This is a genomic window from Mesotoga sp. UBA5847 (genome assembly GCF_002432735.1).
Taxonomy (GTDB): domain Bacteria; phylum Thermotogota; class Thermotogae; order Petrotogales; family Kosmotogaceae; genus Mesotoga.
Window position 1 is genome coordinate 115,805 of the sequence record NZ_DJGL01000069.1, and the last position, 11,324, is coordinate 127,128.

At 45.6% G+C, this 11,324-nt stretch carries 13 protein-coding genes and 1 tRNA gene; 3 read left to right on the top strand and 11 right to left on the bottom strand.

The window, feature by feature from the left end; all coding sequences use genetic code 11:
* Positions 1-22: 22 nt before the first annotated feature.
* Genes B3K91_RS07625 through acpP form a run of 5 tightly spaced genes read right to left on the bottom strand, consistent with a single transcriptional unit; the run spans position 23 to position 5,257 of the window.
* A complete protein-coding gene (locus B3K91_RS07625; RefSeq protein WP_292592154.1) occupies positions 23-1,846 on the bottom strand; it encodes a PEGA domain-containing protein in 1,824 nt (607 codons plus the stop codon).
* A 24-nt stretch (positions 1,847-1,870) separates the two neighbouring features.
* Positions 1,871-3,382 (bottom strand): DUF5693 family protein, encoded by a 1,512-nt coding sequence (locus B3K91_RS07630; RefSeq protein ID WP_292592155.1) that lies wholly within the window; start codon positions 3,380-3,382, stop codon positions 1,871-1,873.
* Positions 3,310-4,074 (bottom strand): hypothetical protein, encoded by a 765-nt coding sequence (locus B3K91_RS07635; protein ID WP_292592156.1) that lies wholly within the window; start codon positions 4,072-4,074, stop codon positions 3,310-3,312. Before B3K91_RS07635 ends, B3K91_RS07630 begins: the two co-directional genes overlap by 73 nt.
* Positions 4,071-4,976 (bottom strand): RluA family pseudouridine synthase, encoded by a 906-nt coding sequence (locus B3K91_RS07640; RefSeq protein ID WP_292592157.1) that lies wholly within the window; start codon positions 4,974-4,976, stop codon positions 4,071-4,073. Before B3K91_RS07640 ends, B3K91_RS07635 begins: the two co-directional genes overlap by 4 nt.
* A 29-nt stretch (positions 4,977-5,005) precedes the next feature.
* Positions 5,006-5,257, bottom strand: coding sequence for an acyl carrier protein (gene acpP, locus B3K91_RS07645; RefSeq protein WP_099829110.1), 252 nt, complete (start codon positions 5,255-5,257; stop codon positions 5,006-5,008).
* A 136-nt stretch (positions 5,258-5,393) separates the two neighbouring features.
* Here acpP and B3K91_RS07650 point away from each other — a divergent pair, with 136 nt between their 5' ends.
* Entirely contained in the window at positions 5,394-6,215 is an 822-nt protein-coding gene (locus B3K91_RS07650; protein ID WP_214060760.1) for a purine-nucleoside phosphorylase, read from the top strand.
* Positions 6,215-7,198, top strand: a complete 984-nt coding sequence (locus B3K91_RS07655) for a DHH family phosphoesterase (RefSeq protein WP_214060761.1) — start codon at positions 6,215-6,217, stop codon at positions 7,196-7,198. Before B3K91_RS07650 ends, B3K91_RS07655 begins: the two co-directional genes overlap by 1 nt.
* Here B3K91_RS07655 and B3K91_RS07660 read toward each other — a convergent pair.
* From B3K91_RS07660 to folE2, 4 genes are read right to left on the bottom strand one after another with little or no spacing between them, the layout of a single operon-like run.
* A complete protein-coding gene (locus tag B3K91_RS07660; protein WP_292588360.1) occupies positions 7,195-7,833 on the bottom strand; it encodes a site-2 protease family protein in 639 nt (212 codons plus the stop codon). The two genes, B3K91_RS07655 and B3K91_RS07660, sit on opposite strands and share 4 nt — an antisense overlap.
* A complete protein-coding gene (rsmI, locus tag B3K91_RS07665; protein WP_214060762.1) occupies positions 7,823-8,527 on the bottom strand; it encodes a 16S rRNA (cytidine(1402)-2'-O)-methyltransferase in 705 nt (234 codons plus the stop codon). The genes B3K91_RS07660 and rsmI overlap by 11 nt, the downstream gene beginning before the upstream one ends.
* Positions 8,524-9,201, bottom strand: coding sequence for a 16S rRNA (guanine(527)-N(7))-methyltransferase RsmG (gene rsmG / locus B3K91_RS07670; RefSeq protein WP_214060763.1), 678 nt, complete (start codon positions 9,199-9,201; stop codon positions 8,524-8,526). Before rsmG ends, rsmI begins: the two co-directional genes overlap by 4 nt.
* Positions 9,202-9,204: 3 nt before the next feature.
* Positions 9,205-9,969, bottom strand: a complete 765-nt coding sequence (gene folE2 / locus B3K91_RS07675) for a GTP cyclohydrolase FolE2 (RefSeq protein WP_300980214.1) — start codon at positions 9,967-9,969, stop codon at positions 9,205-9,207.
* A 50-nt stretch (positions 9,970-10,019) separates the two neighbouring features.
* Between folE2 and B3K91_RS07680 the strand changes: the two genes are divergently transcribed.
* Positions 10,020-10,108 (top strand) — tRNA-Ser (locus B3K91_RS07680).
* An 18-nt stretch (positions 10,109-10,126) separates the two neighbouring features.
* Here B3K91_RS07680 and lepB read toward each other — a convergent pair.
* Both lepB and rplS read right to left on the bottom strand, forming a co-directional pair.
* A complete protein-coding gene (gene lepB / locus B3K91_RS07685; RefSeq protein ID WP_214060765.1) occupies positions 10,127-10,969 on the bottom strand; it encodes a signal peptidase I in 843 nt (280 codons plus the stop codon).
* Positions 10,970-10,975: 6 nt separating this feature from the next.
* Positions 10,976-11,323: a 50S ribosomal protein L19 gene (gene rplS, locus B3K91_RS07690; protein ID WP_099829103.1), complete on the bottom strand. Its 348-nt coding sequence runs from the start codon at positions 11,321-11,323 to the stop codon at positions 10,976-10,978.
* Between the last annotated feature and the right edge of the window lies 1 nt (position 11,324).

The window sequence follows — 11,324 nt, forward strand, 5'->3', positions numbered from 1 at the left end:
ATTCGGGTAACAGGAGAAGATATCAGTCGATTCTTGAAAGGTTGAAGGAGAGATTGTGATCTCCCTTGCCAAAGTATCTATATGTAACCGACACGCGATATCCGTCCAGAACAAGCACTACTTCATAATATCCTGGATCAAGTTCAACTACCCTGTTTGATCTACCATAATCTTTTCCGTTAATGAAGATTCTCGCATTGCTCGGATCAGAGGAAATTGTAATCCTGGCAACCGGCCTTTCTTCAATCAGAGTGATTTTCGTCGATGAACTGGTTCCGGCAGCGAGATTGACATCTTTGCTGTCCGTTATATAGCCAGACTTCTCTACTCTGATCGTATGCCTCCCCGCATCAAGATCAACGGATAGCGGAGATCTGCCCACATAAACGTTATCTACAAAAACCGATGCATTTGTCGGCTCTGTTTCTACTGTCAGTCTGGCCTTCTTTGCATAAAGAGTGGCACTTACTTGTCTATCACTAGCAAGTGTTACATTAGTAGAGAAATCTTCATAGCCATCTGCGGTTACTCTGATGGCGTAAGATCCCTCCCTCAAGGTAAGAGTAAGCGGGGTTCTGCCTTGATATGTTCCGTTTATGTAGACAAGGGCGTTGGAAGGTGAACTCGTTACGCTCAATCTGTACTCTTTCACTTGAGGAGTCAAGGTAATGGACTTCGAAATCGAGCGATCAAGAATGAAGTTTTCAGTGTATGTCTCGTATCCCGATCTCTCAATTCTCAAGTTCTTTGTTCCGCCTTCCAGAGTCACACTTAACGGGGATCTCCCAATGTAAGCGTTATTCACATAAATATCTGCCCCTGAAGGACTCGTTATTACCGACAGTTGATAATTCTGAACCATAGAAGTCAGAGTGATAGACTTGGAAATGTTACGATTCAGGACAAAAGTCTCTGTGTATGTCTGATATCCAGCCTTAGAAACGCTGATACTCTTCGTGCCTTCTTCCAAGGTGACATTCAGGGGTGTTCTTCCTACAAGCTTGCCATCAATATGCACAGTTGCATCGCTTGGATTTGTGACAAGAGAGAATTGATACTCTTTTGCTAACTTCTGCAAATCAAGTCTTACATCCAGCGTTCTCCCACTTTCGATAGTGAACTGCCTCGTTTCTTTACTGTATCCGCTCATATACGCAGTAACAATATGATTGCCCACGTCGAGGTCAATGTTTATCGGACTGGTACCTATCATTTTACCGTCAACATAAATTGTTGCGTTTGAAGGAGTTGTTGTTATCCTCGCTCGTCCTGTGCTGGGCATCACATCGAGATAGAACCAAGCAGTGGAAACGGCATACTCCTGCTTATCAATAACAGGTATTACTTTTGAAACTACGAAGTCCTCCGCCCCTGAACTGGCCTTGGGGAAGATATCTCCTGCCAGAGCTCTCACCATCAAATCGTCAAGAAATCCAAGGGAAGACGTCGATGCAACAATCTGAAAGATCTCCTTTCCTCCACCTGTCTCACTCGTCAACTGAAGACGGTATCTCGTCGTGGCGTTCTCCGTTGGAAGAGTGTAGGTCACTCCAGCCTTGACGAAATTGCTGCGATCATAACCGTTAGGGAATATCAGCTGGATTTCTCCATTTGGTGTGATATCGTATATCGCTATATATGCATCTTTATTGACTTTGAAGTAAGTCTTAACCTCTTCGCCTGAATAGTAAAGAGAACCGTTATCTCTGTCAAGCCAAATGGAAACCTCCAGCCCCCCCTGCGGCTGCTCCGGTACAATAATTACCTTCTGCATGTCATAAGTTACAATCCCAAATAGTGATACTGCCAAGAAAAAACTGAGAATAACCAGTATTGTTTTCTTCATAGACTATCCCTCCCATATCAGATACTAATTAGACTTGTCTTCATCAGACACGTTCAACAAGTTGTTAGCGATGTCCCTTGATCTATTATACTTTTTGATGATCACGATTATTAGAAGTGAAAGCACTGTACCGAAGATTAAACCATACGCACTTCTCAGCAGGCCTGTCCACAGAGGAACAGTAGCGTGGCAGAAGGTATTAACTATAGATACAGTTACAAGTGATCCACCTGCAGCAATTATCGGTCCGAGTTTCCCTTTGAGATCAAAAGAGAAGTGAATCATCACTGCCAGAAGCGGATATGCGAGCAATTCCTTGAAACGCGGACGGACTATGAGGACGTTGTCAAGATAGTCTCGCATTGTTCTTTCCACATCAAGCACAAAAGAGAAGTTCCCGCTTCTAAGGATGTAATAGACGGCTACCAGCCCTGCAAGAAGAACGACAAGTATATCTCCCCTAGAAACCTTTTTCGAAACGCTTCTACCAAAACCAGTGACAAAAAGCCAGAAGGGGAGGGCTACCAATGAGATCTTCACGCCTCTGAAGAGCTCCAGTCCATTCTGATAGGAGGCACCTACCATCGAGGCGTTGATTGCTATTCCGAGGAAAATCGAGAAGGAAAAGAAAAGAAGGAGACCCTTGATCACCCCGGTTTTCAAGGAAGAAACCCTCCGATATATGGCAAACTCACCGAAGACAGCGGCCGCGGGAAGACCAACAGTTGGAAACAACACGAACAACGCTGTGACAACAGCTGCAAGCAAAGGACTGACAGATAACAGGAGAACAAACACAAACAGGGATGCCAGCAAGGCGAACCTGGATGAACCAGTCCTTGGAGAAACTAATTCGGTCGAAGCGAATCCCATGCCGTCGAGTACTCCATAAACTTGAGATACCAGCTCATCATAGTCAAAATCATTGTCGGGAGTCAAAAAGAGAAGTGCATCAATGCTCCTTTCTCTGACAGCTCTAAGGTACCTGGTCACTGCCTTGTCAACATCATAGTTTGGATACTCTTTCTTCTTCAGATTGTGCACTCGAAACACCAGAGATTTGTTCTCCCTTGCCCTCAGCACATCAAGGACATAATGGCCTCTTTCGTCAAACTCCATGTATCCCGTGTATGCGAAGTGATTGTCAAGAATCGATGCAAGCTCCGAGACTGTGTAAGGGGAGACTCCAGTAAGGATCATCGGGATCTGCAGAGCCAATATCTCCTCCAGCCTATGCCAGTCGTCTCTCAGATCCACCAGAATAACCGAAGACTCCAAATTCGAGACGTTCTCCAGATCTTCCACGTAAATCAGCTGCTTTGAAGGGACTGCGTCTACCGCCTTCTCTGTAATTATCACAGCATCGTTGTAGTTGAAATCCAGGGAAACTCTCCAGGGAATGTAGAACAAAGACAGAAGCAATCCGGAAATGAAGGCAACAACGACTATACCGTTGCCGAGTCTTAGTGCGCTCTTCTGTTTTTCGTTTCTTCGTCTTCTCTGAGGCTTTCTAGGTCTAACGGGAACTTCCGCCAATACTTGTCTCTCCTCCCAATCAGAAGATAAAGAAATAATACTACACCGATGAGAAATGGAGAATATGGAAGCAAGAAGATAAGTCTCCACTTTAGAATCATAGACCCTAGACTCGATCCAAAAACCTTCGAAAAGGCTGCACTCATATCCCCTTCTTGTAAGAACTCTTCTGCGACGCTCGTCAGATCAATATATGAATGCCTCTCCAGAATGTATCCAGCGAAGCTCGAAACAGCTCCATAGAAAACAGATTGGTCATCCTTATTAGGGTACCTTCTGTCAAACTCTGTGAAATCATAGAAGGCAACTCTGAGTATCGGAATTCTCGTCCTCGAATGAAGACTCTGAAAGCCTTCCGCCATTAATTCATGGTACCATACAGGAATCTCATTAGGAGTGAAGCCGATGCTCCTAAGGTACTCAAAGAAATAGACATGTGCGAGTTCATGTCTTGCGACTCCGGATCTATAGGAAGTCGTGTAAAGAAAGATCTGGTAGATTCCATTATCATCAATTGCTGCTGGCTGCTCATGGCCTTCGCCTTTGAGAATCGTAAGATTATACTTGACCGAAAAGCCGTATATCTGTGAGAGTTCAGCGTTTGCTTCTTCAATCTCTCTCCTGATCTCCACTTGACTGAATGCGTAGATCGAAATGAGAATGACCGTCAAAAGCAGAAGGGCTGACTTCATTTGAGTTTGACCAACACCTTCTCAAGGTCGTCGGGAAGTCCCGAAAGAATCTCGATCGTCTTTCCACCTTCCCAAATAAAGGAGAGTCTCGAACAGTGCAAGAAGTATCTTCTGAGCCCGGTCTCTTTCTTGAACTCCCTGTTGAACAATTTGTCTCCATAGACATCGTCCCCAACAACTGGATACCCGGCTTCGCTCAGCTGACGACGTATCTGGTGCTTCTTCCCTGTGTGAAGATCTATCCACAATAGTGAAACCGAGGCAAAACTCTTTTCAATTCTGAACGTCAATGACTCAGTGTGTTTCTCTCTCTCGGAAACAAGTCTTCCTTTAGCTTCCGGCACTCCTTTCACAAGCGTGTGGTAACCCTTTTCCATTCCTCGCAGCCTAAACAGTGATGACAACTCTCTAGCCGACTCTGGAGATTTGGCGAAGACTATCACTCCTGAGGTATGCTTATCGAGCCGGTGGACGGGCCGCGGCAAGAAACCTCTTGCCTCTCCATATGCCATGAGTCCCTCGACCAACGTTACAATCTGGATGCCTTTTCCGGGATGAACGGATATCCCCGCCGGTTTGTCGACCGCGATTATTGAATCGTCTTCGAATAGTATCTTAAGGGGAATCTCGTGAGGAATCAGTTCACGCGATTCTCTAAGACGCTTCAGTCTTGAAGGATCTCCAGAAAAAGCTACTCGAACTAAATCTCCTATCTCAAGCCTGAAGGAGCCATCCTTGACTTTCTTCTCATTGACTTTCACATTTCCCTTTCTCAGCAACTTGTAGATAGATGACAACTTCAGGTCTGAGAGCTCCCTTCTCAAGAACCTGTCTAATCTCTCATAGAAGTTTTCTTTTGATACTCTGAATTCTCTATCTATCGATACCACTCCACTCAACATTAAGGGGGCCTTAAGCCCCCTTGAAAGACTCAGTCTTCAACTCCCAGACCTTTGCTGATACTTTCCACAATATCTCCCACCGTAGAGATGCTCTCAATCTGCTCATCTTCGACCTTAAAATCGAATTCATCTTCAAATGCCATCACCAGGTCGACCAGATCGAGAGAATCGGCTCCGAGATCCTCTGTCAAACTGGAATCCATAGCGATTTCATCTTCTTCGACTCCAAGTTTCTCGGAAATTATGTTCTTCACTCTGTCGAAAACTTCATCGGCCGTCAAAGGATTTCCTCCCTTCGAATTCTGAAAATCGGAACAATTATATTAACCGAGAGCTTCAAAGTCAAACGGCTCTCGATTCCCAAAAGCATTCATTATTATATAATAATTTGAATGGCTTTACTTTCGGAGGTTTTCTATGAATATATTCGAAGTGATGAAAGAAGAGGTAACTGAACGAATCAAAATGACTCCAAAGGCGGCACTAATTCTCGGATCCGGCCTTGGCTATCTGACGGAACACTTCTCCGAACCAATAGCAATAGAGTATTCTGAAATTCCGGGATTTCCTAAAACAACCGTTGAAGGTCATTCTGGAAGATTGGTCTTCGGATACTTTCATGGTCTTCCCGTTGTAGCAATGGAGGGACGATTTCACTACTACGAGGGTCATAACATCAGAGATGTCACTTCTCCGGTGTATTTGTTCAAGGAGCTCGGAATAGAACATCTGTTGATTACGAATGCTGCGGGGGGCATAAATAGAAGCTTCTCTCCAGGAGATATCGTCGCAGTGACTGATGTAGTGAATTTCGGCTTTCGAAATCCTCTCAGGGGAGTCAATTACGAGCAATATGGCGTGAGATTTCCAGATATGTCGGAAATCGTAGACAGTCTCTGGCTGGCGGACTTGAAAACCCGTCTTCAAAACACGGGGATAGAATTGAAGGAGGGAACTTATTGTTGGGCTCTTGGTCCAAATTATGAGACTCCGGCAGAGATAAGGGCCTTTGAGTTTTTCGGAGCAGATCTCGTTGGAATGTCGACAGTACCAGAAGTAATCGCTGCCAGGCACTGCGGTATCAAGCTTCTTGTTCTATCCTGCGTTACGAATATGGCATCGGGAATCCTGAAGGAGAAACTCTCCCATGCCGATGTTGTTAGCACGGCCAGAAGAATCAGACCAAAGTTCAGTTCTATAGTTCGATACGCCATCGAATCATTGTTGGAGAGCAAATGATGATCAGAAAAGCAAGCAGTGTTGTCTCATGTATCCAAAAAGCTGAAAACATCCTTGTAGCTGGCCACATAATGCCCGACGGAGACTGCATTTCTTCCGTGGTCTCGCTTTCGGTGGGTATTGAAAGATTCGGGAAGAAAGCCACACCCGCAATTGATTGGAAAATTTCACCGAACTTCAAAGTCTTTCCCTGGATAGAAAGGATCAAAGGTTTTGACGAGGAGATTCCTAAGCCAGACTTGATTATCGTGGTTGACGCATCATCACCGGACAGAATCGGAAGGTTTGAAAACTTCCTCAGAATGGGAGTTCCTTCGATAGTGATCGATCACCATGCAACAAACACATACTTCGCAAACGAATGCTGGGTAGACCCTTCATACTCGTCGACAGCTCAAATGATTCTCGATCTTCTGAGGCTTATGGATATTGAATATGACAGGGATCTTGCGTTGATGAATTACTTAGGGATTGCAACAGACACGGGATTCTTCAGATACTCAAACGTGGACAGCTCGGTATTTCAAGCTGCTGCTGAGCTTGTTAGTTTGGGAGCCGATCCCGATTTCGTGGCAACAGCGATTCTCGAGACCCGAAAGATTGAGGAGCTGTTTCTTGAAAGAGATGCTATTGATAACATCACGCTGCTTTCAAACAACAGATTTGCTTACTCATATCTGACACTGGCTGATTTTGAAAAGTATTCACTTACAGACGATGATTTCACGGGTTTCGTTGGAGAATTGAGATCAGTAGAGAGCGTAGAAGTAGCTCTTTTTGCTTCAGAAGCCCGTTCAGGTGAGGCACACGTTTCACTTAGATCGAAGAAATACTTCGATGTCAGTGAGATTGCCGTTGCATTTGGCGGTGGAGGTCACCAGAAAGCTTCCGGCTTCACCCTCAAATACGAAGGTGACCTTAAGAGCGCGCTTTCCGAAGCAGTTCAAATGATTGACTCTCGACTGCAAAATGAAAGGACTTAAGCAATCAGCCTCGCCAGTAGCTGAATGAACTGCGTTATCGGCCACATTACTAGCTGTATTATGCCCATAAGTGAAAGCACTAGAAGTGTAAGTATTCCGTACAGTTCATATTTCACCAGCCAATTGACCTGGTTCTCCGGAACAATCATTGTAACAATGTTTGCTCCGTCAAGAGGCGGAATTGGAATTAGGTTGAACAAGGCTGTATTGAGATCAATTACCATCATCCAGTACACTACATCGGCGATGTAGCTCAATGGAAATGAATTGACGGCTTCCGGCATAAACGTGGAGTACTGGTGGAGACCCGAAAGGTAGAAAACTAGACCGGCAATAAGACCGATCGAGAAATTGGCAATAGAACCAGAAATCGCCGTGAGTATACCCTTGAAATATCCGGCTTTTCTCAGCTTCCAGTAGTTCACAGGGAAAGGTCGAGACCAGCCGAATTTGAAGAAGTAGTACATGAGCAGACCTACAGGGTCTATCCTTCTTATGAATCCGGGTCCTCCCCATTCGGGTTTCACCGCGTCGAATCTCTTCGCGGTTATGAAACGAGAGTACTCGTGAGAGATTATGGCCACCGCTATGGCAGGGGTGAGGCTGAAGAAGTTTCTCATCATCTCAAGCATCATTATTCTCCCTTCCAGAGAGAACTACGGTTATCTCCCCTTTTGGCTCGGTCGCCTTGAATCTCTCGACTACGTCAGAAAGACTGCCGAAATAACTCTCTTGAAAGAGTTTAGTCATCTCTCTCCCAACGAAGACCTCCCTATCGCCAACTATCTCAAGAAGCTCTCCTAAGGTATCTACGAGCCGAAATGGAGACTCGAAGAAGACGATGACGCCGTCTCCATAAAGACCCTGAGCAATCTTCCTGAAAACCCTTCTGCGATTCTTGCCTCTTGGCAGAAACCCAAGAAAAGTGAAGTGAGTCCCCGGAAAGCCGCTTATCGCGAGCCCACATGAAACAGCACATGGGCCGGGCGCAACATCCACTTCGAAGCCTCTCTCACGACAAGTTTTGACGACATGAGCTCCCGGGTCCGAGATCACAGGCATACCGGCATCACTTGAAAGCGCTATTTGCTCTCCCTTGCTCAGACGATCAATTATTAACGGAACTCTCTCGTCCTGATTATGCATGTTCAGAGACAGAACAACCTTCTTATCTATTCCCATAGAAGAAAGCAAAGACCTCATCCTTCTAGTGTCTTCGGCGAGAATCAGGTCTGCCTCTTCCAGAATTTTCTTTCCTCTTATGGTCATATCCTCTAGATTTCCTATAGGTGTTCCCACAATCCAAAGCTTCCCTTTTTCAGCAGTCACTTTGAACCTCCCAAAGGAGACTTTGAAGCCATTCCGCACCTTCTCGGAAACCCATCTGGGGTCTCTCTCTTCTTTGCATAGACTATCATGAACCGGATAGATCCGTCTGATAGACAGTACTCCTTCTCCTGCAACAGGCCAAGACCTAGTTTCTCTTCAGCAACGCGCGAGAATACCCTCTCCTCACACCATCCCGGTCCTTTGTAAAGATATACGATGCCTCCGGTTTTCACAAGAGGAGTTGCCAGTTCCAAAGAAGTATCACATCTGGCGACAGCTCTCATGAACGCAGCATCGAACTTCTCTCTTTCTTCCAGCGCCAATTCCTCCGCTCTTGCTGTTTTCACAACGACGTTCTTCAGTTCCAGCTCATGGGCAAATCTCTCTATCTCCTTTGTCTTCTTCGCAATAGAGTCTACCAACACCCATTCCGCTTCTGGAAAGGCAATTGCCAAGACAAGACCGGGAATCCCGCCGCCACTTCCAATATCCACGAAGCGACCCCTAAATGTTGAACCGCAGAATGGTTTTAGAGAATCCTCCACGTGTACAATCGTAGCTCTCTCGAAGTCCCTAACAGACGTAAGGTTGTGTTGAGAAGATGTTATTAGCTCCAGAAGCCTTGTTAGTTTGATGCGACTAGGCGAGTCGATCTGCTCATTCAGGAAACACATGTGCTATTCCTTTTCTATGCAAGCGTAAGCCTCGTGATTATGAATTGACTCCTGGCTTATTACTTCGATTCTATACCAATCGATGCGGTCATCTTCTTGCAGAAACAGAACTACCTCCCGAGAAAGGTCTTCAACAAATCGGGGGTTATCGAAAGAGTGTTCGGTAATGTATTTCTCGTCTTCTCTCTTGAGAAGAGAGAAGATCGGAGCGCTCGCAGATTTCTCGACATACTCGATTATCTCTTCTATCCATACGAGCGAGTTCATTCGAACGGAAACGAACACCTCGGCTCTCTGATTGTGAGCTCCTCTATCGCTGATTTCTTTAGAACAGGGACAGACAGTCATCACCGGAACCTTAACTCCGAGCACAAAATCGAACTCTCCATCCTTCGTTGTGGAAAACGAACAGCCAAACGAGCTGAAACTCTCACTGCCGCTTATAGGCGCCTTCTTTCTTATGAAGTATGGAAATTGCACCTTGATGTGCGCAACATCTGCCCTAAGTGAATCTCTAATGTCGTTCAGAATCGATTCCATGTTTCTCGGCGTGATTTTCTTGTGATGTCTTTCAAGAACCTCAACGAATCTCGACATATGTGTGCCTCGAAAATCCGTCGGGAGATCCACAAAGAGATCGAAATTGCCTACCGTATGCTGTGTTCCAAATTCCCTATCCAAAACCACGATGGGATATTCAATTGACTTTATCCCGACCATGTTGATTCTGATGTTTCTCTTGTCTCTCTCATTCTGTACGTCTCTCAAGATCAACACCCCTTGAATCTGCTCTTTCGAAGAGGTATAATCAGCTAAGTGGAGGCGTATCCTAATTGGCTAAGGAGCCGGTCTTGAAAATCGGTGGGGTTGACGCCCCTTGTGGGTTCGAGTCCCACCGCCTCCGCCAGAACCGGGGATTCCCCGGTTATTTTCTTAATGGCCCAAAATCAGATAATGGCCATATTGTGAGCATAGGACTCCCAATTATAGCTTCCTCTGGCACAAAACCGAAATACCTGCTGTCAAAGCTGTTGGTAGAGTTATCCCCCATCATGAATCTAAACCCTTCCGGAACAATAACCTTTACTTCTCCCGTTGCAGGATCTTGCCGAATATACTTTTCCAGACCGAGTGGTTCCAACACCGTATCGTAAAACTCCGCGTACTCAATAAGCCCCTTGTATGCCTGATACAGTCTGTAATATGGTGAAAACCTCACCGAAGGGTCATCCGGGTGAGCCAACCCAAAGAAGAACATCGGATCATAAAAGACCCCTTCCCTGACATAACGCCTTTCCTCCAGCGAAGGAGGAATGTCTCCATTAACGTACAGCTGGTAAACTGGATTAGCCGCAGTATAGTCCGGAGCCCTCTTGAGTTCAAGAACATCACCGGGCTTTCCAACCAACCGCTTCACGTATTTCACGTGGCCCCTGTATTCTGCGGGTGCGAAGAAATCCATAAACTTGTCGAAGGCCCTGAGATACTTCTGAGACTCGATGTCTACGTAAGGTGTCCAGAATACGACGATATCTCCGTAATCAGGCTGTCTGTATTCGTATGTAATCTTCTCCACAAATAACCTGGCGGGAGGATTTATGGTAGGTATCATAGAACCCGTCGGAACTAGCATAGTCTCAAAAACAAACAGACGAATTATCGTTCCAAAGACAATCGCGTAAAGAATCGCCTTTCCCCACTCCTTCACTTCGTGGAGAAAGCGCGATCCTTTTTTGTCAGAGGCCTTTTCCGACTTCTTAGCAGACACTAGGCCTCAGTCCCTTTTCTCTTTTATCTTTACCTTACCCTGCACGTCTCTAATGTAGTAGATCTTCGCTCTCCTAACTTTTCCTCTTCTCAGAACCTCAATCTTTTCAAGAGAAGGACTTGTAAATGGGAAAATCCTCTCTACTCCAACTCCTGCAGCCCCCACTCTTCTAACAGTAAACGACTTGCCCGTTCCACTGCCCCTGATGCCCATAACAATACCTTCAAAGGCCTGTATCCTTTCCTTGTTCCCTTCTCTTATTCTTACGCTTACCCGTACAGTATCGCCCGGGCCAATCTGTGGAAGATCTTCTCTCAAATGTTCGTTTTCCAGAGATCTTATGTACTGATCCATC